The 22751-nt window shown below is 59.2% G+C and carries 20 protein-coding genes and 2 tRNA genes; 16 read left to right on the top strand and 6 right to left on the bottom strand.

The window, feature by feature from the left end; all coding sequences use genetic code 11:
* Positions 1 to 43 precede the first annotated feature (43 nt).
* The 3 genes from VV088_RS13330 to VV088_RS13320 form a co-directional block, all read right to left on the bottom strand.
* Positions 44 to 382 (bottom strand): helix-turn-helix domain-containing protein, encoded by a 339-nt coding sequence (locus VV088_RS13330; RefSeq protein WP_334601200.1) that lies wholly within the window; start codon positions 380 to 382, stop codon positions 44 to 46.
* An 83-nt stretch (positions 383 to 465) separates the two neighbouring features.
* On the bottom strand, positions 466 to 684 hold the full coding sequence (locus VV088_RS13325) for a hypothetical protein (RefSeq protein WP_334601199.1): 219 nt from the start codon (positions 682 to 684) through the stop codon (positions 466 to 468).
* Entirely contained in the window at positions 677 to 931 is a 255-nt protein-coding gene (locus VV088_RS13320; protein WP_334601198.1) for a hypothetical protein, read from the bottom strand. The genes VV088_RS13325 and VV088_RS13320 overlap by 8 nt, the downstream gene beginning before the upstream one ends.
* A 118-nt stretch (positions 932 to 1049) precedes the next feature.
* On the opposite strand from VV088_RS13320, the gene VV088_RS13315 reads away from it, so the two are divergent.
* Positions 1050 to 1277, top strand: a complete 228-nt coding sequence (locus VV088_RS13315; RefSeq protein ID WP_334601197.1) for a helix-turn-helix transcriptional regulator — start codon at positions 1050 to 1052, stop codon at positions 1275 to 1277.
* Between the two features lie 125 nt (positions 1278 to 1402).
* On the opposite strand, the gene VV088_RS13310 is transcribed toward VV088_RS13315, so the two are convergent.
* A tRNA-Ser gene (locus tag VV088_RS13310) sits at positions 1403 to 1492 on the bottom strand.
* A 237-nt stretch (positions 1493 to 1729) separates the two neighbouring features.
* Here VV088_RS13310 and VV088_RS13305 point away from each other — a divergent pair.
* Positions 1730 to 1803 (top strand) — tRNA-Gly (locus VV088_RS13305).
* Between the two features lie 215 nt (positions 1804 to 2018).
* On the top strand, positions 2019 to 3770 hold the full coding sequence (locus VV088_RS13300; RefSeq protein WP_334601196.1) for a DUF342 domain-containing protein: 1752 nt from the start codon (positions 2019 to 2021) through the stop codon (positions 3768 to 3770).
* 84 nt (positions 3771 to 3854) lie between these two features.
* Here VV088_RS13300 and VV088_RS13295 read toward each other — a convergent pair whose 3' ends face one another.
* Together VV088_RS13295 and VV088_RS13290 are read right to left on the bottom strand one after the other, a co-directional pair.
* Positions 3855 to 5567, bottom strand: a complete 1713-nt coding sequence (locus VV088_RS13295; RefSeq protein WP_334601195.1) for a methyl-accepting chemotaxis protein — start codon at positions 5565 to 5567, stop codon at positions 3855 to 3857.
* A 176-nt stretch (positions 5568 to 5743) separates the two neighbouring features.
* Positions 5744 to 7798: an LTA synthase family protein gene (locus tag VV088_RS13290; protein ID WP_334601194.1), complete on the bottom strand. Its 2055-nt coding sequence runs from the start codon at positions 7796 to 7798 to the stop codon at positions 5744 to 5746.
* A gap of 263 nt (positions 7799 to 8061) precedes the next feature.
* Between VV088_RS13290 and VV088_RS13285 the strand changes: the two genes are divergently transcribed.
* The 13 genes from VV088_RS13285 to VV088_RS13225 all read left to right on the top strand — a co-directional run bounded on the left by VV088_RS13285 (position 8062) and on the right by VV088_RS13225 (position 22544).
* A complete protein-coding gene (locus VV088_RS13285; RefSeq protein WP_334601193.1) occupies positions 8062 to 8607 on the top strand; it encodes a hypothetical protein in 546 nt (181 codons plus the stop codon).
* The gene (locus VV088_RS13280) at positions 8604 to 10331 is read left to right on the top strand and encodes a carbon starvation CstA family protein (protein ID WP_334601192.1); all 1728 of its coding nucleotides are present in this window, start codon (positions 8604 to 8606) and stop codon (positions 10329 to 10331) included. Before VV088_RS13285 ends, VV088_RS13280 begins: the two co-directional genes overlap by 4 nt.
* 80 nt (positions 10332 to 10411) lie before the next feature.
* Positions 10412 to 11074: a TIGR01906 family membrane protein gene (locus VV088_RS13275; RefSeq protein WP_334601191.1), complete on the top strand. Its 663-nt coding sequence runs from the start codon at positions 10412 to 10414 to the stop codon at positions 11072 to 11074.
* A 195-nt stretch (positions 11075 to 11269) separates the two neighbouring features.
* Positions 11270 to 12616, top strand: a complete 1347-nt coding sequence (locus VV088_RS13270) for a uracil-xanthine permease family protein (protein ID WP_334601190.1) — start codon at positions 11270 to 11272, stop codon at positions 12614 to 12616.
* A gap of 176 nt (positions 12617 to 12792) precedes the next feature.
* Positions 12793 to 13188, top strand: a complete 396-nt coding sequence (locus VV088_RS13265; RefSeq protein WP_334601189.1) for a serine proteinase — start codon at positions 12793 to 12795, stop codon at positions 13186 to 13188.
* 109 nt (positions 13189 to 13297) lie between these two features.
* The gene (locus tag VV088_RS13260; protein ID WP_334601188.1) at positions 13298 to 13474 is read left to right on the top strand and encodes a hypothetical protein; all 177 of its coding nucleotides are present in this window, start codon (positions 13298 to 13300) and stop codon (positions 13472 to 13474) included.
* A gap of 169 nt (positions 13475 to 13643) precedes the next feature.
* Positions 13644 to 14666 (top strand): SpoIVB peptidase S55 domain-containing protein, encoded by a 1023-nt coding sequence (locus VV088_RS13255; RefSeq protein ID WP_334601187.1) that lies wholly within the window; start codon positions 13644 to 13646, stop codon positions 14664 to 14666.
* 248 nt (positions 14667 to 14914) lie between these two features.
* On the top strand, positions 14915 to 16054 hold the full coding sequence (locus VV088_RS13250) for a MarR family transcriptional regulator (RefSeq protein ID WP_334601186.1): 1140 nt from the start codon (positions 14915 to 14917) through the stop codon (positions 16052 to 16054).
* A 15-nt stretch (positions 16055 to 16069) separates the two neighbouring features.
* Complete coding sequence (locus VV088_RS13245; RefSeq protein WP_334601185.1) at positions 16070 to 16609, top strand: hypothetical protein; 540 nt, start codon at positions 16070 to 16072, stop codon at positions 16607 to 16609.
* A gap of 226 nt (positions 16610 to 16835) precedes the next feature.
* Positions 16836 to 17219, top strand: a complete 384-nt coding sequence (locus VV088_RS13240) for a fimbrial protein (protein ID WP_442913157.1) — start codon at positions 16836 to 16838, stop codon at positions 17217 to 17219.
* A 6-nt stretch (positions 17220 to 17225) separates the two neighbouring features.
* Positions 17226 to 17936: a conjugal transfer protein TrbL family protein gene (locus VV088_RS13235; RefSeq protein WP_334601184.1), complete on the top strand. Its 711-nt coding sequence runs from the start codon at positions 17226 to 17228 to the stop codon at positions 17934 to 17936.
* Between the two features lie 9 nt (positions 17937 to 17945).
* Entirely contained in the window at positions 17946 to 19604 is a 1659-nt protein-coding gene (locus tag VV088_RS13230; RefSeq protein ID WP_334601183.1) for a hypothetical protein, read from the top strand.
* Between the two features lie 12 nt (positions 19605 to 19616).
* Complete coding sequence (locus VV088_RS13225) at positions 19617 to 22544, top strand: VirB4 family type IV secretion system protein (protein ID WP_334601182.1); 2928 nt, start codon at positions 19617 to 19619, stop codon at positions 22542 to 22544.
* Positions 22545 to 22751: the final 207 nt, after the last annotated feature.

Genomic DNA, 22751 nt, shown 5'->3' with positions numbered 1-22751 from the left:
CATATACCGGCAGGAAACGCAAATCACGCGTTGAGAAAAGGGGCTAAGCGGCTTTGACGCTCCGCCATGCCCTCCGAGCCCGAGGAGAGAAAAGCTGAACGGCAGGTTTTGGCCTGCCGCTCCTGTTACCAAGGTCGAGCTCGGGAAGGTCAGCAGCCACCAGAATGTCGTTCATGGGCACATTCAGCAGGGCGCTCAGGGCGTAGAGATTGTCCACCGTGGGCAGACTCTGGCCCCGCTGCCACTTGTAGATGGCCTGGGGCTCCTCAAAGCCGAAGAACTGCTGGAGGTCCCGGACGGATAGCCCTTTCGACTGCCGCAGCCGGCGGATGTTGGCCCCGGTGGCGGGAAGGTCGATGACAGGAAACTGGTTTACAAGCATAACAACTGCCTCCATTCTAATCATATAAAATAGCAGAACTGCCTGAAAAAGGCAAGTTGTTTTGTGGATTTGTAACAGAACTGTCATATAGGGTGGCTGCCGGAGGAAGCCGCCTCCTGCTTGTAACTGCCCCACAGCAGGGCCTGGGTCGCATTCCCGGCGCACACATTCTCCCGCCGCATGGGCACCGGGGGCAGGCCGGGGTCCCGGCCGTCCCCGCGGCGCAGAAAAAGGACCCGCCGCATCCGCTGCATGGATGTGACGGGTCCTGATATCGTCCGCTCCTGCAGGGCGTCAGCCAAAATCGTGGCGGCTGCCGCAGGACAGGCCGATCCGCTCCAGCTCGTGAACGATGGCCTCGATCTTGTAAAAACACTCTCGGTCGCTGAGGGAACTGTCCTGGAGGATTTTTTGTATCTTCAGAAGGGTCTGAAAGACGGTGGTGCTGACGATCTCATCGGCGCGGAAGCTCAGGTTGGGGAAGGTCACTTCGATTTTGGCAGGCTGGTTTTGCAGCATGTGGAGCAGGATCTCTGTGTATTGGTCCATATGATCACCTCTTAATGTAGTATTATAAACCAAGAAAGATGAATATCAATCATCATATAATGAATTTAAGACTATTTTTGAAACGGGGAATGCAGCCTATACTAATGGTGGTGATTGTATGGATGCTTCCCTGGTGGAACGATATAAGCTGTTGGGCCTGAATGTTTCGTATTACCGGCATAAATGTGGACTGACGCAGGAACAGCTGGCGGAAATGGTGAATGTTGACCGGACGCATATTGGAAACTTGGAACTCGCCAGAAGAGGCGTGTCGTTAGACGTGATTTTCTACGTCGCGGACGCGCTGGAGGTGCCGGTCTGCAAGCTGTTTGAGTTTCGGGATTGAACCCGGCTGGCTCTGGACGCAAGAACGCCCTGTGCCGCGTTTGACACAGGGCGTTTACAGACGGAAACATGAAAAACACCGCATCCTCATGCGGTGTTTTTCGTCTGCATATGTTGTGATGCAGGTGGCGCAGTAGGAGGGATTCGAACCCTCGAGCCCTTATCAGGCTACACGATTTCCAGTCGTGCTCGTTATGACCACTTCGATACTACTGCATACATACCGCTGTTCTGATCAGTGAAACAGCACCATGTATTATACCAGCTTTTCACCGGTAGTCAAGCCCTTTTTTGAAAAAAGCTGAAAATTTTTCCGGAAAGCCGTTTTGCGGCGAATGTGACGGGACAAACCGGCAAAGTCCGGGCCGGATTGGGCGTTTTTCACATTCTGTCAAATTTCCCCTTGCAAACCGGAGCGGGATGTGGTATAGTAAAAAAGCTCTCAGAGTGTATGCAGGTGTAGTTCAATGGCAGAATGTCAGCTTCCCAAGCTGAACACGAGGGTTCGATTCCCTTCACCTGCTCCATGCAAGAACCCGCCGGAGCCTTGGGTTTCAAGGATGTCCGGCGGGTTTTTCCTGCTCTTCGCCCATAGCGCATCCCAAGACAGATGCCGTAACATGGCGAAGTATTCTGTCTTTTTTGGATGCTTTTTTGAAAAATGTTCAAAAAAGGCTTGTAAATATCCGGGATCTTTCGTATAATAGTGCCATAAGGCCCAGGGAATGGAGGTACAGCGTACATGTCACTCAGGAGCAAATTGAGGTCTCTGCTGCATTCCGCCGCGCCGGAACAGGAGGAGGAGAAGGAACCCGTCCAGGCTGCGCCGGAGGTGGAGCGCCCTGCTCCGCCGCCCCCCGTTGTCCTGGACCCGGATCTGGTGGATCTGCCCCGGGAGCACCCCATCTTCCGGCTGCATCAGCTCACCGAAGCGAACGCGGAATGGCTGCCTGCCCCCAGTCTCCGGCTGGACCCGGACGGCGTGCTGCCGCCGGAGGTGGTGAAGCGGGAGAAGGGCAGGGTCCGGGGGTCCTTGAACAAAATCTGCAGCGACCGGATGAAGGAGATTACCCGCCGGGAGGCTGCCGCCCAAAGGGCCGCCCAGGCCCCGCCCGGCGCCAAGAGCCAGGAGCCCCCGCCCCCTCTGGACGCGGAGGCCCATGTCTTCCTCTCGTCAGAGTACCTGTATGCCTGGCTGCTCATACTCCCTCCGGTGGAGCAGGGCGAGGCGGTGTCCGAGGCGCTGCTCCACCGCGCGCTGGCGGACCAGGGCGTCCGCTGGGGCGTGGATACCCAGCTGCTCCAGAGGCTCTGTCAGGCGGAGGACCGGTATTTCACCCTGCACCTCGTCGCCGTGGGCAAGCCCCCGGTCAACGGGGAGAACGGCAAGGTGGTGGACCGCTTTCCCCGGTCCACCCAGCAGCTGCTGGAGCCGGACGAGAACGACCAGGTGGACTACGCCTCCCTGAATCTTGTCCGCAGCGTGGAAAAGGGGCAGGAGATCTGCCGCCTCGTCCCCCCCACCGAGGGCGAGCCGGGCCGCACCGTGCTGGACCAGGAAATTTCCGCCAAAAGCGGGCGGGCCGTCACCCTGCCCAAGGGAAAGAACACGCAGATCAGCGAGGACGGCCTTTCCCTGCTCTCCTCTCTGGACGGACACCTGGAGTACAGCGGGAACAGCTTCCACGTGAAGCCGGTATGGGACGTCCCCGGCAATGTGGACTTCTCCACCGGCAACATCAACTTCACCGGGGACGTGACCATCCGGGGGGATGTTGTCAGCGGCTTTACCGTCCGGGCCAAGGGCAGCATCCACGTGGACGGCTCGGTGGAGGCGGGCAGCACCGTGGAGGCCGGCGGCGACCTGATCGTGGCCAAGGGCATTTTGGGGGATGGAAGTACCGTGATCCGCTCCCAGCGGAGCGTTTTTGCCAAATATATTGAGAATTCCACCATTTTTGTCCGGGAAAGCCTGCAAACCGACTGCATCGTCAACGGCCAGGTGTACTGCGGCGGACAGGTCGTGGCCCGGTCCGGCCGGGGAGGCATCATCGGCGGCCGGATCTGGGCGGCCAAGCTGGTCAGCGCCATGGCGGTGGGCTCGCCGTCCGAGCGGCCCACGTCCATCATCCTGGGCGGCCGTCCCTGCGTCAGCTTTGAGCGGGAGACCCTCCAGCAGGAGCTGCAGGCCGTGGCGGCGGAGCGGGAGAAGCTGAAAAATCAGCTGGACAGTCCGGCCAAGTCGGGCCAGATGGGCCGGCTCAAGGTTCGCGCCTCTGCGGCGGAGATCAAGCTGAAGCAGCTGGAGGCCAGCTGTCCGGAGGGGGCTCCAAACCCGGCGGACAAGGCCCCGAAGCGAAGCGCCGGACGCATGGAGTGCGGCGTCGCCTACCCGGGCGTGGAGATCACCTTCGGGGAGCAGACACTCCGCCTGCGGCATGAAACCCGCCAGTGTGTGGCCAAGCTGGTCAACGGCGAGATCGTTGTGATGTAGCGGCGCGCATTTCGATACTGGCACAGAACAACAGGAACAGGGAGCGGTGATCCGCTCCCTGTTCCTGTTTTGGCGCTTTTATGCTCAGCGCATGGCGCGGAAGGAACCGTTCTTCAGCTTGAACCGTTCCACCAGACTCTTCATGAGCTGGGACTGGCTGGACAGCTCCTCGCTTGCGGCCGCGCTTTCTTCCGCGGTCGCCGAGTTTGTCTGCACGACGCTGGAGATCTGGTCGATTCCGGTCATGACCTGAGTGATGGAATCCGCCTGGTCGCTGCTGGCCGCGGAGATCTCCTCGATAATGCCGGTCATTTCATGTACCTCATTCACCGCCTGAAGCAGAGACTGGTCGGTCTCACCGGCGATTTGAGTGCCGTGCTCCACCGCGTTCAGAGAGTTTTCGATCAAAGCGGAGATGTTCTTGGAGGCTTCGGTGCTCTTGGTGGCCAGGTTGCGGACCTCATCCGCGACTACGGCGAATCCCTTTCCGGCGGTGCCCGCACGGGCGGCCTCCACGGCGGCGTTCAGGGCGAGAATGTTGGTCTGGAAGGCGATATCCTCAATGATCTTCATGATTTTGCCGATCTCGCTGGAGCAGCTGCTGATATCCCCCATAGCCTGGATCATCTGCTGCATCTTTTCCTGGCTTACATTCATCGTTGCACTGACAGAGCCAGCCGCCTTGTTGGCCTGCCGGGCGTTGTCCGCGTTCTGGTTCACCTTACTGGAAATCTCGTTCATCGTGGCGGCGAGCTCCTGCACAGAGCTGGCCTGCTCGGTGGCGCCCTGGGCGAGGGCCTGGGCGCCGTTGGACACCTGATCCGCTCCGCTGGCGACCTGAGAGGAGCTCTGGCTGATCTGCAGCATGGTGTCGTTGAGCTTTTCCGCGATGCCCCGGAAGGAGACCAGCAGCGGATAGAAGCCGCCGGTATACTCTTCCTCACAGATGGAGTCCACTGTGAAATCGCCCTCGGCCATTTTAGCCAGGAATTTGTTCTCGTCGTCAATGATGACCTGCAGCTTCCGGATCAATTTGCCCACCTGAGCGGCGAGCACGCCCAGCTCATCCTTGGACGTATAGGAAATCTCGATGTTCAGGTCGCCCTCCGCCATCCTGGTGGCGGCATGCTCGATCTCGGAGATGGGAATTTTGATCAGGCGGATGATCACAAAGGAGAAGAAGACGCCCACAAGGATGATTGCGACGACCACTGCGAGCATTGTGAGGGTGGCGGTCCGGTAGAGGGAGGCGCTTTCTATGGCCGCCTCATTGCTGCCGCTGGTGTTGTAGGTGATAATGTCATTGAAGGCGCTGTTTAAGGAATTGTAAAGACTGACGCAGTCACCCTCCAGGATTGCCCGGGCTTCCCCGATGCGGCCCTGCTGTGCCAGGGACATCATTGTTTCGTCTGCTTTATTGTATTGCGTCCAGAGATTCATCGCATTGGTATAGAAGGCATTCTCTTCCTCATCAATCAGCGTCCCATATGTGGCCAAGAGCGCGTTCATTTCCTCCTTCTCCTTTTGGAGATACTGGAGGCTGCTTTCCTCCACATCATCTGAAATTGCGGTGAGGTACCCTAATTCATTCAGGCGGATATTGGAGATGGTAGCGCTCAAGTCCCGTGCGGTGTCGATGCTGGGAAGCCAGCTGGCCGCGATGTCGTTGGTGATATCGTTCAACTGCCCCATGAGAAAAAGGGACATGCCGCTGATGATCAGCATCCCCAGCAGCGCAACCCCAATCAGGATGTAAAGCTTCAATCTGATCTTCAAATTTCGTATGCAGTGAATCATGGTTTTACTCTCCTTTTGTGTTCTGTTTTGCTGCTTACAGCTGCCAGCTGTGAAGCGTGATCATGGCCATAAAACAATATTTCCCGGTTCAACATTTTACCACCAGAAGGTTTCCGAGTCAATATCCAGCTGCCCGTAAAAACGCCGGAAACCCCTGTGGTTTCCGGCGTTTGGCGCTATTCGCTGTCCGGTCTGGGCGGACCGTTCAGGGCAATCCGGTAGTAGTCCTGGTCCAGGATGGCGGCGGAGTAGGCCACCCGGTTCTGCACCTCGGCCACCATTTCAGCCACCTCCTCCAGGTCGGGCTCCTGGCCGTCCCAGCGGGTGAACTGGTCCAGGATGGAGTTGTAGTAGCCGGTCTCGTTGATAAAGCTGTAGTTGGCGAAAATGACCAGTTCATCACCGGCGGACAGGATATCAGACCCCATGATCAGGCGGGAGTCGTACTCCAGGCCGAAGAGGTTGGACAGAGTGGGCAGCACGTCCAGGCTGGAGCAGTATTTTTTGACGTGGACCGCAGTGCCCTCCATATCGCCGCTCCAGAGGATGAGGGTGTTTTGAAAGATCTCGAACACGGGGTCCACCTCGTGGCCGGCCAGCTCGCTGTACTGCTCGTCGGTCAGGCCGTAGGGGTAGTGGTCGGCGGACAGCACGATCACCGTATCCTTCAGCCTGTCCGCCTCCTCCAGCTGGCGGAGCAGACTGTCCAGCGCCAGCTCCAGCTCCATCTGGCAGGCCAGGTAGCAGCGCACCTCCTCGCTGTAGGGCAGGTCGTCCACCTCGTCCCAGTGGCGGGCGGACATGGCGTTGCTCTCCAGCGTGTAGGTCAAGTGGCCGCTGACGGTGAGGCAGTAGACCATAAACTGGTCCTCGTGGACAAACATGGGGACGATTTGTTCCATCATCTCCAGGTCGGAGGGGGGCCAGACCTCCTCCAGCTCCAGGCCCTGGCCGATGGCGTAGTAGTCGTAGCCCATGTTGGGGTGGGACTTGTCCCGGTCGTAGTAATTATAGAGGTAGTTGTGGAAGGCGAAGGCGGCGTAGCCCTGCTTACGGAACTGAGTGCCCAGGGCGAAGGGCATATAGTTCTCCGAGGACAGGGAGTAGCTCCATACCCCGGATTTTGGGATGAGGCCGGTGGTGGTGACGTACTCTCCGTCCGAGGTGGATACCCCCCAAAGGGGGGTGTAGAAGTGGTCGAAGACGAAGCCCTGGTGGGACAGCTTCCAAAGGGTGGGGGTGCGTTCCGGGTCCATCGCCAGGGTGGAAAACCCCTCCGCCACGATCCAGATCAGGTTTTTGCCCTCAAAGTAGCCGGTCCACAGGTTTTCCGGGGTGGGGGCGCGCTGGGAGAACCACAGGTGGGCGCTCTGCAGCTCCTCGTCATCGGTCTCAGAGATCAGCTTGTCGAAGTCGATGGAAAGCGTGTGGTAGCCGGGGATCATCTCCGGAGCGAAGGCGCTCCCGGCGGGAGGCAGGTCCTCCGGCGGGGGGAGGGTGGCCTCCAGGTCGGGCGGGGCCTTATCAGGCTCCGGCTCCGTGGAGGGCTCCAGGCGGTCGGGTTTGATGCCGAACAGCACCCGATTCAGCTCCAGCTGGGTCTGGGTGAAGACGCCGAAGTTCTGGACCTCCAGCTCGGGGGTGGCGGAGCGGTAATAGATGTACCGCAGGGACAGCACCCCGCTGCCGCACAGGAGCACCAGCCCCATGGCAATCAGCTGCACCCCGGCGGCCATGGCCGCCCACCGGGGACGCTGGCCCTTGCCAGCGTCCGGACCGGCGATGATCCGGCCTCGGAACCTCCAGGCCAGCAGGGTGGGGGCCCCCATCATCAGAATGGGGAACCAGTTGGCAAAAATTTCCCCCACCGCCATGTCTCCAAAGGCCCCGGCCACCATGGCCATCTTAGTCAGGGAAAAGATGGTGAGGAAGGTTTTGAACAGGTGGTAGTAGACCAGCTGGGAGCCGATCCACAGGGAGACCAGCCCGGTGCATACCGGCAGCAGGATGCGCCCCCGCTGCTCTGGCACCCCGCCGCACAGCAGTCCGAGCAGCAGGGCCACCGGCAGGGTGAACAGCAGGGTGAAGAGGGCGCCCGCCGCCGTCAAAGCGCGGAAGCAGTAGAGCTTCAGGAACAGCTCCTCATAATAAATCACGCCCAGCAGAAAGAGGGATGGAGCGGCCAGCCGCCTCCACCGCTCCCACTGGGGGACGGTCGATTCCTTGTCCAAGGGATACACCTCCGAAAAATTGGGAAAATCAAGCTTGCTTATTTTACCTTTTTAGAGCATGGTTGTCAACGTTAGAACATGGTTGTCAACAGACTGTGCGGCCCTGGCTTTGTGCGATAAAGCGAAAAAGAAGGATAAAAATAAATGTATTTTGTGCGGATACACCAAAGGTTTTTCTTGAAAAAACTGGAGGTATCTGGTATGATTGTAATACTTCATAATTTATTCACAAATCCCGCCGGGAGAGAAAGCGAGGAAGGTCCGTGTCTCAGCGCAGTGAACAGGTCCTGGAGGAACTGAAGAGCGCCTACGCCGCCTATTACGACGTGGAGGGGGTCCATGATGGCTCCGCTCTGAAGGCTCTGTGCTCCTACCACACCCGGGACAGCCAGTATGTGCTGGTGAAGAAGGCGGAGCTGTGGGCGGCGGAGAACCATGAGTACCTCTACCTGTGGGACGCGGAGGAGTTGGACGGGGCCATGGTGGAGGAGATCTTCCAGCGCACCCTGGCCGACGGCGAGCCCCGGGTGCGTCCCCACTCCCAGCACATGTACACCTACCTCACCGCCGTGGCGCTGTACAGCAGCGCCCAACCGGACGCTCTGGCTCAGCTGAAAAAGCTGAAGAAGCGCCGGGAATATAAGCTATCGCTCCATGGATGGATGGAGTTTCGTATAGCCGCCGTGGACCTGTCCACCGGCGAACTCACCGTCAACCGGGCCGGGAGAGCCCTGGCAAAGGACCTGAAACGGCTGACGGACCGTGTAATCTCTGCAAATCATTTAGGAGAGGAGAAAAATCAACCATGAATGCAGTCCTGGTACTTCTGATCGGCTGCGCCATTCTGGTCGCCGGATATATTTTTTACGGCGGCTGGCTGGCCAAGCAGTGGGGTGTGGATGACTCCAAGACCACTCCAGCTCATGAGCTGGAGGATGGCATGGACTATGTCCCTGCCAAAGCCCCTGTCCTGATGGGACACCATTTTTCCTCCATCGCCGGTGCCGGCCCCATTAACGGTCCCATTCAGGCGGCCGTCTTCGGCTGGGTCCCGGTGGTGCTGTGGGTCCTCATCGGCGGCATCTTCTTCGGCGCCGTCCATGACTACGGCGCGCTGTTCGCCTCCATCCGCCACAAGGGCCAGACCCTGGGCGAGGTGGTGGCCGCCAACATCGGTGAGCGGGCCAAAAAGCTGTTCATCGTGTTCTCTTACCTGACCCTGGTGCTGGTGGTGGCCGCCTTCGCCTCCATCGTGGCCGGCACCTTCCAGGCCACCTATGTGGACGGTGTGCTGGACGAGGCCGCTTCCGCCAACAACGCCTCCGTGGCCATGATCTCGATTCTGTTCATCATCATGGCCATCATCTTCGGCCTGTGCGTCTACCGCCGGGGCGCGCCCCTGTCGGTGGCCACCGTGGTGGGCGTCATCGGCATCGTGGTCTGCCTGATCATCGGCCTGAACTTCCACCCCATCTACCTGAGCAACAACGTATGGATGTGGATCATCGGCGTGTATATCCTGATCGCCTCGGTGGCCCCGGTGTGGATTCTGCTCCAGCCCCGTGACTACCTGTCCTCCTTCTTGCTCTACGGCATGATGATCATCGCCTTTGTGGGCGTTGTGGGCGCGGGCATCACCGGCAACAACCTGAGCATGGAGATCCCCGCCTTCACCGGCTGGGTGGACACCATCAGCGCCACCTCCCTGGGCACCATGTTCCCCGCCCTGTTCGTCACCATCGCCTGCGGCGCCATCTCCGGCTTCCACTCCCTGGTGGGCTCCGGCACCACCTCCAAGCAGCTGGACCATGAAAAGGACGCCAAGCCCATCGCTTACGGCGGCATGCTCATCGAGTGCGCCCTGGCCCTGATCTCCCTGTGCGCCGTGGGCTTCATCTGGCAGGAGTACCTGGACGGCCTGCGCACCCCCACTACCGTGTTCGCCACCGGCCTGTCCCGGATGGTGGCCTGCATCCCCGGTCTGGCCGCCACTCAGCCCACCGTTCAGGCTCTGCTGGTCCTCACCGTGTCCGCCTTCTGCCTGACCTCTCTGGATACCGCCACCCGTCTGGCCCGGTACATGTTCCAGGAGTTCTGGCTGGCCCCCGGCGAGACCTACAAGGACGTCACCGGCTTCCGCGCCACCCTGTGCAACCCCCTGGTCGCCACCGCCATCACCGTGGTGCTGGGCGTGGGCCTGGGCATGACCGGCTACGGCAAGATCTGGCCCCTGTTCGGCGCCGCCAACCAGCTGCTGGCCGCGCTGGCCCTGCTCACCGTCTGTGCCTGGCTGGGCAACATCGGCCGCAATAACAAGATGTTCTATATCCCCATGGCCTTCATGCTGGTCGTGACCCTGACCTCCCTGTTCCAGACCATCACCGCCCGCGTGAAGCTGATCGCCGCCGGTGCGGAGACCGTGGACTGGGGCACCTACGCTCAGGCCATTCTGGGCACCCTGCTCTTTGTGCTGGCCATTGTGCTGGCCATTGAGGGCTGCCGGGTCATTTTCGGCGGCAAGAAGAAAGCCTAAACTTCCCTGTTCCATCCAAACAGAGCAAAAAGCGGGCCTGGTATGCCGGGCCCGCTTTCTGAATCATCAGGAGGTATCCTATGAAAACCAGCAAGCCCCTGTCCATCACTCTGTCCGTTTTGACCGCCCTGGTGGTGCTGACGGGGGCCGTCGCCGTCCCCCTGCTGTGCCGGAGTTTTTACTATGCCCACATTGGCCCCATGGGCCTGGAGGGCTGGGGGCTGACCCGGGAGGAGATTGAAACCGCCTACGACGAGATGATGGATTTCTGTCTGGGCAAGCGAGAGGATTTCTCAGCCGGGGTGCTGTCCTTCTCCCAGTCCGGGGCGGACCACTTCGCCGATGTGCGGGGGCTGTTCCTGCTGGACCTGCGGGTGCTGAAGCTGTCCGTTGTGGGACTGGGCTTGCTGCTGGGCTGGCGCCTTGTGGGAAGGGTGCGCCCCTACCGTTTCCGGGGCCGGGGACCGGGCTTCTGGGCGGCGGCTGGGCTGGGAGTCTCCTTCCTGGCCGTGGGCGGACTGGCGGCTCTGGACTTCGACCGGGCCTTTGTCCTCTTCCACGCCCTGTTTTTCCCGGGAAAGGACAACTGGATCTTCGACTGGCAGACCGACCCCATCATCCTCTTCCTGCCCCAGGACTTTTTCCGCAACTGCGCCATCCTGATCCTGACTCTGCTGCTGGTGTGGTGCGGGGCGCTGATCGGGGCGGATCTGTGGACAGGAAGAAGAAACTATGGAGCTTGAATTTTGTGGAAACTGCTAATTGCACATGGGAGCAGTTTTTGATATGATACCACGGATAGAAAAAAGGAGGGGAACGCCATGTTTGCGCTGCTGTATGCTGGTCCCATGTTTGGCGGCCTCTCTGTTTCTATTCGTTGACGGCAATCACATAAGTGATTGCTTTTTTTATGTGTACGCGAGAGAAAGGAGAACAACATGAACCACAACGAACCCATCCGCGATGCCCGGCAGCTGGGGCTGCCCAAGATGCTGATCCTGGGCCTTCAGCACATGTTCGCCATGTTCGGGGCCACCGTTCTGGTGCCCATCCTGGTCCAGGGCTACGGCCTGCCCCTGTCTATCCAGACCACTCTGCTCTTTGCCGGCCTGGGAACCCTGTTTTTCCACTTCTGCACCAAGTGGAAGGTGCCTGCGTTCCTGGGCTCCTCCTTTGCCTACCTGGGGGGGTTCGCCGCCGTGGCTGAGCTGGACTCCGGCATTTACGCCGGGATGTCCGGCGAGGAAAAGCTGCCCTACGCGCTGGGCGGCATTGTGGTGGCTGGCTTCCTCTATCTGGCCCTGGCCGGGCTGATCAAGGCGGTGGGCGTGCATCGGGTGATGCGCTTCCTGCCCCCGGTGGTCACCGGTCCCATCATCATTCTGATCGGCCTGTCTCTGGCCCCCAGCGCCATCAACAACGCCTCCACCTGCTGGTGGCTGGCCATCCTGTCCATTGCGGTCATCGTTGTGGCCAACATCTGGGGCAAGGGCATGGTGAAGATCATCCCCATCCTCTTGGGCGTGCTGATCCCCTACGCGGTGGCTCTGGTCACCAACCAGGTAGATTTCTCCGGGGTGGCCGCCGCAAAGGCGGTTGGCGTGCAGCCCTTCGTGCTGGCCAAGTTTGACATCACCGCCGTCCTGGTCATGGCCCCCATCGCCATCGCCGCCATGATGGAGCACATTGGCGACATGTCCGCCATCTCCGCCACCGTGGAGGAGAATTTTATTGAGGACCCCGGCCTGCACCGCACCCTCACCGGCGACGGCGTGGCCACCGCTCTGGCCGGCCTGTTCGGCGGCCCCGCCAACACTACCTACGGCGAGAATACCGGCGTGCTGGAGCTGTCCCGGGTCTTTGACCCCAAGGTGGTCCGCCTGGCTGCCATTTACGCAGTAGTGCTGTCCTTCTCCCCCAAATTCGCCGCGGTCATCAACTCCATCCCGACCGCCATTATCGGCGGGGTGTCCTTCATCCTCTACGGCATGATCTCCGCCATCGGCGTGCGCAACGTGGTGGAGAACCGGGTGGATTTCACCAACTCCCGGAACCTGATCATCGCCGCTGTCATCATGGTGTGCGGCCTGGGCTTTAAGATCTGGGGCTTCAACAACGAGTTCTCCGGCCTCACCCTCCATATCGGCGGCGCCGACATCACCCTCACCTCCCTGGCCATTGCGGCCATTGCGGGGGTCGCCCTCAATGCCATCCTACCCGGCAAGGACTACGAGTTCGGCTCCGACGTGACCCAGGGCCGCGCCGGGGATTTCGGCCGGTATTGAGCTGTTTGACTGCAGCTGCAGGCTCCCAGCGGGTGCTGGGGGCCTGTTTTTTAAAAGACAGCTGTACTTCGGATGAAAAAAACATTAAATAAAGATAAAGCCCCTTGCGCCCCGAAAAAAAATCGGATAGAATAGAGGCAACAGACGGGAAACCGTACATTAAGGAGGTTACTGTAATGGATCTGAAGAGCACCTTTGAGACTTTGAAGGACAGAGCGACCGATCTGGCTCAGGCGGGCGTGGCCCAGTCCAAGCGGCTGGCGGAGATCGCCAAGCTGAAGGCCGCCAACATGGCCGAGGAGGACGCCATCAAGAAGGCGTATATCGAGATTGGCAAGCTGTATTACGCTGAGAACGGTGCGGCCCCCACAGGCGGCTATGCCGCCGCCTGCGAGCGGATCACCGCCTCCAAGGCCCTGATCGAGACGAATCAGGAGCGCATCGCGGAGCTGAAGCAGCCCGGCGACCCCGAGGTCGAGGCGGCAGCGGAGGAGATCGAGACCAATGATGAGCCGGTGGAGACCTCCGAGTCCTTTGAGGAGCCGTCCGCCGGGGAAGAGAAGCAGGACTGATTGGACCATTTCGGTGGGGGAGACCGTCCAAAGGGGCGGTCTCCTTTTGTGTTTTGCGCATGAAATCCTCTTCTCCGGGGCAAACTGTGGCCGGAGAGGAGGGCGCTTTGTGGAACAATATGAGCAATATTACCGTCTGCCCCAAGATGTGGTGGGCCACGACGCAGTTCTGCTGTCCTACTGGGATCAGATGCCCGCCAGAGCCCGGCTGCGCTTGTTGGAGAGCAAAATATCCGTGTCCACCCTGGGGGAGCTGAAAATGCTGGCCGAAGAATTTCGATTTTAGCTTGCGCGGCTGGTTTGGTTTGATTGCTGGAAAAAACTGCCGCAGTGTTCCGCTGGAAATGGTGGTATACCTCCCCACGGTTGAATTGTGAAAACTCCGGCCATAATGAAAGGGCGGGCGAGTGAATGGCTCGTCCGCTCTTTTTTATTTGCGGCAAGGGGGTGGAAGTATGGAACAAGAAAAGAAGAAAGGTCCGGGTGTGCTTGGACTGCTGCTTTTGGGGGCGGCGGTCTGCCTGTCTCTGTCGCTGACGGGTGACCGGGCGGCGGCAGTGACCGCGTCAGCCCCGGCGGCAGTGGCGGCGCCCCGGCAGGCAGCGGCAGAGGGGGAACTCCCCGCTGCGGTGGGCCGCAGGGTGATCCCACTGGGCAAGGCGGTGGGCATCAAGCTGTTCTCCGACGGCGTGCTGGTGGTGGGCCTGTCCCCAGTGGAGACGGAGGAGGGCTCCTCCTACCCCGGCCGGGACTGCGGCCTGAAGGCGGGTGACGTCATCACCCACATCAACGGCGGCGAGGTGGATACCATCGAGGAGGTCCAGGCCCTGGTGGCGCAGAGCGAGGACGAACCCCTCACTATCCAGGCGGTGCGGGGCCAGCGGCAGCTCCAGCTGACGGCGGCGGCGGTGGAAAACAGCCAGGGCGTCTACCAGCTGGGGGTCTGGCTGCGGGACTCCATGGCCGGCATCGGCACCATGACCTTCTATGACCCGGACAGCGGCGTGTTCGGGGCGCTGGGCCACGGCATCAACGACGTGGACACCGCCATGCTCATGCCGCTGGAGTCGGGCAGCATCATGCCGGCCAGCGTGTCGGAGGTGAAGAAGGGGGCCAGCGGCGCACCCGGCGAGCTCCACGGACAGTTTGATTTGACCCGGGACCTGGGCACCCTGTACGCCAACACCAACCTGGGCATCTTTGGACAGATGCCCCAGGAGACGGTGGGCAGTGCGGTGGAGCCGGTGGAGGTGGCCAGCCGGGAGCAGGTGGAGACCGGACCGGCGACCATTCTGACCAATATCCAGGGCGATGAGGTGGAGGAGTTTCAGGTGGAGATTACCCACCTGTACCCCGAAGGAGACGGTACCCGGAGCATGATGATCCAGGTCACCGACCCGGCCCTGCTGGAGACGACCGGCGGTATCGTGCAGGGGATGGTAGTGAGTTATAATAGGGACAACACAGGAAACCCTTGATTTGCAAGGCTTTCCGGTGCCTGCCCTAAATTCCATTGACCAGGAAAACGGGTAGAACGTCATGCGCAGGCGTTCAGCGGCTAACTTTGCCGATATAGACATTCTGTTCCCGGGACAGGGTTCGTCTAATACATAACAGAAAGAGGTGGCAAGTATGGCGGGGGTGTAGCTTATTGCTGCACCCCTGCAAATGATGAAAAACAGGCCATGGTGGATTCTATAAAATGTTACTGTAAGGAGACCTATATATGCCAGACTATCAGCTTGAAATCAAACAAGTCGTGGATTACCCACGCTGCCGCATCTACCGAGAATTTGTTCAAACCCTGATCGCTGACCGGAGCATCCGAACCAACGGAGGCTCCGGTCTTTTTTATTATACCGTCCTCTGCTCCTATGCCAATTTCCGAACCTCCTACCGCCGGCTGGACGGCATCACTTACACCGTCTATCCAGGCGAGTGGGTCTGCCGGGTCAGTGAGCTGGCGGTTTGCTTTCGTGTCCGGTTCCAGCATAAGGCCCTGTCCATCCTGAAGACCCTCCAAGACCGGCAGCTTATTACCTTTACCCAACTGGGCCACGGCCACCTGGTCAAGTACAGCATCAAGGGCTGGCGCAAACACAACACGGTGCTGGATTACAACTGCCCCTGCCAAAAGGAAAGCGGCTTCTTCTTTATGCCCATTGCCGTCGCTACGGAGCTGATCAGCTATGGCAAGGCGTCTGAGATGGACGTGGTACTGGATCTGTGGCTCTCCGCCATCTATAAAGACAACCAGGTGCTTGGCTCTGAGGTTGGCCCGGTGGTCTATCTCCGCAACGGTACAGGTAACCCGCTGTTGAATTACTCCGATCTGGCCCAGCGGTGGGGCCTCTCCCGCTCCACAGTCGGACGGCTGCTGAAAAAGCTCGCTGACCTGGATTATCTTACACTCATGTCTTTCCCAGGCCGTACCGGCAGCGTGATCTATCTGAACAGCTATCTGTCCACCATGTTCCAGGTGTCTGATGTTATGGTGGACAAGGACGAGGTTGCCATGTCCCTGAATATTAAGCTCCATATCCCGGAGGACGCGGACGCGGCGGAAAGCATCCTAGACGATCCCAAGGTCTGCGTTTCAGACCAGCTCATTAGCGTTTCAAAATCGCAGGTGGAGCACATTGTCCGAAAAGTGGCGCAAGTCCTTGAGACACAAGGGATTTCCTGCTTTCACTGCCCCAAATCCATTGTTAAGTTATATCCCTTATCCGGCGACTGCACGGAAGCAGTAGAAGGGGGCAGCGCGCAAACAAATATTCTCAAGATCGGTATGGTGATTCAATGTGGAAACGATCATCCGATTTACAGCTTTGAACTTACCATGACCCCAATATCAACAAACTTTTGAAAGGAGTATTCCACAATGGCAAGGAAAAAGGTTGAGCGTAAGGTGACGGAGGATCCCCGTTACCACAACACCTGGAAGCTGCTGAAGAAGTACCGGGATGTGGTCTGGAGCCTGGAGCTGTCCGTCCAGCAGGTCAGGACGCAGTTTCAGATCGAATATGATACCAGCATTGAGGACTTCCTGGAGTCCATCTATCTGGCCGGCGCGGACTTGGGCGGCACAGACATTGAGCACCAGGCCCAGTGCATTGAGCGCAGTCACAAAATGCTCACGCTGGTACAGAATGCGGTCGATCTGCTCCGCACCCGGCACAAGAACGGGGAGGCGTATTACTGGCTCCTGCACTATACCTACCTGTCTCCCCAGCAGCTCAAAAATGTGGAGGAGATCATCGAACAGCTGCGTCCCCACATCCACGACATCAGCTTCCGCACCTACTACCGCCGCCGGAAAGAGGCGATTGAGGCGCTGAGTTCTGTCCTGTGGGGCTACACGGCGCAGGACAGCTTGCAGGTTTTGGAGCAATTTTTCCCCGCAGAGGCAGATGGCAGGTAATTGGCACGGTTTTGGCGCAGCATTGGCAGGGTTTTGCTATTGAAGCGTAAATCCATATATGTTAAAATAAGTATGCTCAAAACTGTAAGCAAAACTGAAAACGGCCGCAGAAGGACGCTGAGAGCGTCTTTTTCTTTGCCCTTCTGCGGCGGTTGAGGCAGCATCCGAAGTCTCGGGTGCTGCCTCTTTTTCAGGACAGAAGCCAACGAAAAAAGGAGGTTTTTCATTGAAACAAGACAAAACGCCATCCCTGCACACCCCTCGGCGCAGGATTGATCCTGGGCGCGGCGCATTCATGGCCTACCTGGGCGTCTGTACGTCCACACTGCTCTGTCAACCGGCCTTCGCGGCTGATACGATTTGGACAAAGGCCAGCGAGGTGATGAAGGACGTCTACACCCAGATCCTCGCCATCTCCACCATCGCCGCCATCGTGACGGCCGCCGTTGCGCTGCTGATGATGAACTTCTCCCGCTCTGGCCGGACGGTGGACGAGTCCCGGGCGTGGCTGAAACGCATCGTCATCACCTGGATCATCCTGAACTCCTTGGGATTTATTATGAGCTATGTCACGCCCTTCTTCTCCGGCGGACAGTGGACAGCGCCGTAACCGCCCATGGGCATTTTAGACGGCATTGTAGCATGGATCGCGGAACAAGTCATGCACGGCCTGGACTTGATCAACACATCAGTTTTGGGCGCTCTGGGCTGCGATATGGCTGTGTTCCTGCGCTACTTCCCGGCGGCGGAGACGATGTATAACGTCTTTGTAGCTCTGGCAATCGGGCTGATTTTATTGATTTGGGTGTGGAACCTGTTCAAGAACTACGGCCTGGGCGTGGGAGCGGAGGCGGAAGACCCCGTTAAGCTGACCATCCGGGCCATCCTGTTTATCGGTCTAGCCTATTACGCAGATTCCATCGTTGATACGGTGTTGACCATCGGCGGTACGCCCTATGACTGGATACTCACCTCCACGCTCCCCAGCCTGGACTTTGCCAGCTTCAACTCGGTCCTGCTCACCATTATCGGCGTCTGTGCGAATGGTGCGGTGACCTTAATCGTCTTGATTCTGGTGCTGGTTCTGGCCTGGAACTATTTGAAACTGCTGTTCGAGGCAGCGGAGCGGTATGTGCTGCTGGGCGTTCTGGTCTATACAGCACCGGTGGCCTTTGCCATGGGCGCATCTCAGGCCACGTCCAGCATCTTCAAAAGCTGGTGCCGGATGTTCGGCGGACAGGTATTTTTGCTCCTGATGAACGCATGGTGTCTACGCCTGTTCACCAGCATGGTGGGGGCATTCATTGCCAACCCGCTATCACTCTGAGGAGGCTTTATGAGAAGAACCAAGAAACTCTTGAAATTTATACTGTTGGCGGCGCTGATACTTTCAATTCTGTGTGTACCGGCCTTTGCCCTTGACGAAAGTGAGGTGGAGGCTGCGGTCGCGGCATCCAGCAAGGAAGCCGTCACCGGGAATGTCCTGATCTGGTTCCTCTGTGCGGTGGCCTTTTTGAAGGTGTCACAGAAGATCGACAGCTTCATGGCAAGCCTGGGCGTCAACGTGGGCCGTACCGGCGGTTCTATGCTGGCCGACGCCATGGTAACATTCCGGGCGGTCACAATGGCAACCGGAGGCGCTGGCCGAATCCTTGGCGGTGGGCGGCGCGGCTCTGGAGCCTCCGCATCGGGCGGCTCTTCCAGTGGCAATTCCAGCTCTGACGGGCCTGCCGGATTTTTCAAAGGCGGCTTGATTGGCATGGCTGGCCGGCACATCACCAACAGCGCGGTCAAAACCGCCACCACCCAGACCTCCGCGGTCCACACGGCTCAGAAGCAGGGGGCATCTGCCGTACATACCGCCAGCGAAAGGATGTCCGCTTCAGAGGCCCACACCGACAGCACGATCCATTCCGGCGGCATTGCCCATACGGACGCTATTTCCCACACTGATAGTACAGCCAGAAGCGACAGCGCAATACAGCAGGAAGGTATCATTCTCACCGGAAACGATACTCCGCCTGCCGCGCCGGTTCAAACAGGAGGCGGCGCTCCGCCTGCTGGCAACACGGTTCCTGTGGGGCCTGCGTCTGTTGACAGCGGTGTTTCCTCTGGGGCTCCTCCCCAGGAAAACGGAATTATTCTGACTGGAACCGATATTCCGTCTGTAACATCTGCTCCCTCGGATACGGTTACACCAGCGGATAATATTCCAGCTCCAGACGTTGGAATCCCACCCACCCCGGCTGTACCGCAGGAAGAGACGGTTCTTGCCAGCGGTGAAGTCCAATCCTCCAGTGTAATTCAGACAGAGGGCCAGACTGACAGCGTACTGCGGCAGGACGGCGTTATCCAGACCGGCGGTGAGCACATTTCCCATAGCTCCAGCGAAAAGGCCCATTCGGAAACTGTCCGGCAAGGCGGCGGGGGCGACAGCATCAGCGAGAGCCATACGGTCAACCATACCCGAAGCGTGGAAAACGTCCACCGAAGCACACACAGCATGTTCCCGGTCCGAATGCCTACGCTGGGCGGGAAAATCTTCTCCAATTCGCTGCAATCCGGCGGACAGTTTGCCAATGACGTGATCGGCATGGTAGCCCGAGGCGATATGCGATCCACCGGCTCCATCACCGGCGATTTGGCCGTTCAGTCCCTCCAGTCCTATATGGGCCACACCGCTATCGGCTCTGGTGACACCGAAAAGGTGTCCTACTCCCAGGTGGAGATTGGCGGCGGACGCATCACCGGCCGGGAGGTGACCCCGGAGCATCCCCAGGGCATCGAGTTCGCCATGTACCATGTGGACCAATATTCCAGACCGGAGGGGGACTATCAGAAAGTCTTTTCTGCGGACGGGACACAGTGGTATAAGCAGCACGCCGTTGATACGGTGGTCAAGACCCCCTTCAAGGCCCCGGACGGCGAGATCGACTATCAGAAGGAGATCGTCAAGCGGCTCCCCACCCCGCCGAGGCGGAAAGACCGTATGTAAGGAGCGAATTATATGGAACACGAACAGCGGGACAGCTACCTGATCCCGCCTAACTTTATTGAGGGCGGCACCCTGATGGGCGGCATGTTCAAGACTCGGAATGTCATTGAGGCCGGCATCCTGGGCGCCGCCGTTGGCCTGCCGGTCATGGGCCTGAGCCTCTCCCTGACTGCCCGGATCATCATTTTGTGCCTGACGGCCCTGCCCCTCGTCCTCCTGGCCCTGATTGGGGTCGGAGGAAGCAGTCTGTCCGGCTTCATCCTGCTCTTCTTCAGCTATCTGCGCAACCGCCGGGTGCTGTCACAGGACGCTCCGGCGCGGGGGCGGGACGGCAAGGAGCTGTCCATGCTCCCCACCTGGCTTCGGAGTAAGCGGCCCGCAGAGGAACAGGAGGCCGAAGCTCAGCCCAAAAGCAAGAACCGCTTTCAAGTGGATTTGAAAGCGCGAAAGCTGGATCAGTTCAAGACATTCCTGGAGCCGGAGGAGGTGGTGCGGCCCATCAATCCGTTGGCCGACTACATCCCCATTGAAAAGGTCGCCAACGGCATCATCTACGCCAGGGACCACCGCTATGTCAAGCTGGTCGAGGTGGTTCCGGTCAACTTCCTGCTCCGCAGCGCCCGGGAACAGCGCAGTATCATCTACTCCTTTATCAGCTACCTGAAAATCGCTCCGGTCAAGGTACAGTTCAAGGTGCTGACCAAGCGGGCGGACATCAACCGGCACATGGACACGGTGCGCCGGGAGCTGGCCCAGGAGACGGACGAACGCTGCCGCCAGCTGCAAGAGGACTATCTGCGGCTGATCCAGCAGCTCGGCTCCAGGGAGGCCATCACCCGGCGGTTTTTCCTGGTGTTTGAGCATGAGCCGCTGCCCGGAACCAAACGGGGCCAGGAGGAGGCCGAGGCCATCGCGTCCCTCCAGACCGCCGCCCGCACCGCAGCCAACTACCTGCGTCAGTGCGGCAACGAGGTCATCAGCCATGAGAATGAGGATGAAGCCACCTGTGAGATCCTTTATAACATCCTCTGCCGTCAGGCCAGCAACGAGCAGCCCTTTCCTCAAAAGGTCAAGGAGGTGCTGGCCGAGTACATGGTGGCCGGCCGGCCCTTGGATACCATTCCCTCCAATGACTTCTACGCCCCGTCCAATATCGACCTGACCCACGGGCGGTACATCTGCATCGACGGCGTGTACTACGCCTACCTGCTGGTGCCGTCGGACGGCTACAAGGCCCAGGTGCCCGCCGGCTGGCTGTCCCTGCTGGTCAACGCCGGAGACGGGATCGACATGGATATGTTCCTCTCCCGCCAGCCCAAGGATCGGATGATCCGGAAGCTGGGCCAGCAGCTGCGCATCAACCGCAGTAAGATCAAAGAAACCAGCGACACCAACACTGATTTCGACGACCTGGACAGCGCCATCCGCAGCGGCTACCTGCTGAAAGACGGCCTGAGCAACAACGAAGACTTCTACTACCTGAATCTACTCATTACCATCACCGCCGACAATGTGGATGACCTGGAGTGGAAGGTGGCTGAAATGAAGAAATTGCTGCTCAGTCAGGATATGGATATTCAGCCCTGTTCTTTCTGTGAGGAGCAGGCTTTTTTGTCCTCCCTGCCCCTGGTTTCCCTGGAGCGGCGGCTGTTTGAGCGGTCCAAGCGTAACGTCCTCACCCTGGGGGCGGCCAGCTGCTACCCCTTCACATCCTACGAGATGTGCGACGACAACGGCATCCTGCTGGGGGTGAACAAGCACAACAACTCCCTGATCATCGTGGACATCTTCGATTCCCGTATCTACAAGAACGCCAACATGGCAATCCTAGGCACCAGCGGGGCGGGCAAGACCTTCACCATGCAGCTTATGGCCCTGCGGATGCGGCGGAAGGGGATACAGGTGTTCATTGTGGCCCCGCTGAAAGGCCATGAGTTCCACCGGGCCTGCACCAACATCGGCGGGGAGTTCATCCAGATCTCCCCGGCCTCCAAAAACTGCATCAACGTCATGGAAATCCGCCGGGCGGACAAATCGGCGGACGAGCTGCTGGACGGCCCCGGCGGGGTGGACAAGTCCCTGCTGGCGGCGAAGATCCAGCGGCTGCACATCTTTTTCAGCCTGCTCATTCCCGATATGAACCATGAGGAGCGGCAGCTTCTGGACGACGCCCTCATCCGCACCTACGCCAAGCTGGGCATCACCCATGAGAACAGTACCTTGGACGACCCCGACCACCCCGGCCAGTACCGCACCATGCCGGTGCTGGGGGACTTGTACGAGGTGCTGAAGGAGTCCCAGGACACCCGGCGGCTGGCAAATATTCTGAACCGGCTGGTCAACGGCTCGGCCAAGACCTTCAACCAGCAGACTAACGTATCCCTGGACAACAAGTACATTGTGCTGGACATCTCCGAGCTGACCGGCGACCTGCTGACAGTGGGGATGTTCGTCGCCCTGGATTTCGTCTGGGACAAGGCCAAGGAGGACCGGACGGTGGAGAAGGCCATCTTCATCGACGAGTGCTGGCAGCTCATTGGGGCCAGCAGCAACCGCCTGGCCGCCGAGTTTGTGCTGGAGATTTTCAAGATCATCCGGGGCTACGGCGGCTCCGCTATTTGCGCCACCCAGGACTTAAACGACTTCTTCGCCCTGGAGGACGGCAAGTACGGCAAGGGCATCATCAACAACGCCAAGACGAAAATCCTGCTCAATCTGGAGGACGAGGAGGCCCAGCGGGTCCAGTCCATCCTCCATCTCTCCGAGGCGGAGGCCATGGAGATCACCCACTTCGAGCGGGGCAGCGGCCTGATCAGCACGAACAACAATAATGTGACGGTGGAGATCAAATGCAGCCAGATGGAAAAGGAGTTGATCACCACCGACCGCCGGGAGCTCCAGGAACTGCTGAACCGGGCCGAGGGCCAGGAGGCAGGATAGTGCGTATTCGGGAGGCGGCAATACGGCGACAATACGCCGTTTATACGTCTCCCGATTTTGATACGCCTGCAATACTTCAATAATACGTCCAGCAATTTTTGTGCGGCGGTAATACGGCGTTTATACGTACAGAGGTCTATGCTGTGCGTATAAACGCCGCATTTATACCGCCAGAATACGCCAATAATACGGCAATGATACGTATGG

Origin of the sequence: Lawsonibacter sp. JLR.KK007, assembly GCF_036941135.1 — a bacterium.
Taxonomy (GTDB): domain Bacteria; phylum Bacillota; class Clostridia; order Oscillospirales; family Oscillospiraceae; genus Lawsonibacter.
This window is presented reverse-complemented; position numbering and strand designations above follow the sequence as displayed.

Excerpts from the sequence above, each read along its gene's own strand:
- VV088_RS13295 (WP_334601195.1), bottom strand. The coding sequence starts at position 5,567 with ATGATTCACTGCATACGAAATTTGAAGATCAGATTGAAGCTTTACATC.
- VV088_RS13330 (WP_334601200.1), bottom strand. The coding sequence starts at position 382 with ATGCTTGTAAACCAGTTTCCTGTCATCGACCTTCCCGCCACCGGGGCC.
- VV088_RS13270 (WP_334601190.1), top strand. The coding sequence starts at position 11,270 with ATGAACCACAACGAACCCATCCGCGATGCCCGGCAGCTGGGGCTGCCC.
- VV088_RS13315 (WP_334601197.1), top strand. The coding sequence starts at position 1,050 with ATGGATGCTTCCCTGGTGGAACGATATAAGCTGTTGGGCCTGAATGTT.
- VV088_RS13245 (WP_334601185.1), top strand. The coding sequence starts at position 16,070 with ATGGCAAGGAAAAAGGTTGAGCGTAAGGTGACGGAGGATCCCCGTTAC.
- VV088_RS13275 (WP_334601191.1), top strand. The coding sequence starts at position 10,412 with ATGAAAACCAGCAAGCCCCTGTCCATCACTCTGTCCGTTTTGACCGCC.
- VV088_RS13300 (WP_334601196.1), top strand. The coding sequence starts at position 2,019 with ATGTCACTCAGGAGCAAATTGAGGTCTCTGCTGCATTCCGCCGCGCCG.
- VV088_RS13235 (WP_334601184.1), top strand. The coding sequence starts at position 17,226 with ATGGGCATTTTAGACGGCATTGTAGCATGGATCGCGGAACAAGTCATG.
- VV088_RS13225 (WP_334601182.1), top strand. The coding sequence starts at position 19,617 with ATGGAACACGAACAGCGGGACAGCTACCTGATCCCGCCTAACTTTATT.
- VV088_RS13320 (WP_334601198.1), bottom strand. The coding sequence starts at position 931 with ATGGACCAATACACAGAGATCCTGCTCCACATGCTGCAAAACCAGCCT.
- VV088_RS13280 (WP_334601192.1), top strand. The coding sequence starts at position 8,604 with ATGAATGCAGTCCTGGTACTTCTGATCGGCTGCGCCATTCTGGTCGCC.
- VV088_RS13255 (WP_334601187.1), top strand. The coding sequence starts at position 13,644 with ATGGAACAAGAAAAGAAGAAAGGTCCGGGTGTGCTTGGACTGCTGCTT.
- VV088_RS13250 (WP_334601186.1), top strand. The coding sequence starts at position 14,915 with ATGCCAGACTATCAGCTTGAAATCAAACAAGTCGTGGATTACCCACGC.
- VV088_RS13265 (WP_334601189.1), top strand. The coding sequence starts at position 12,793 with ATGGATCTGAAGAGCACCTTTGAGACTTTGAAGGACAGAGCGACCGAT.
- VV088_RS13230 (WP_334601183.1), top strand. The coding sequence starts at position 17,946 with ATGAGAAGAACCAAGAAACTCTTGAAATTTATACTGTTGGCGGCGCTG.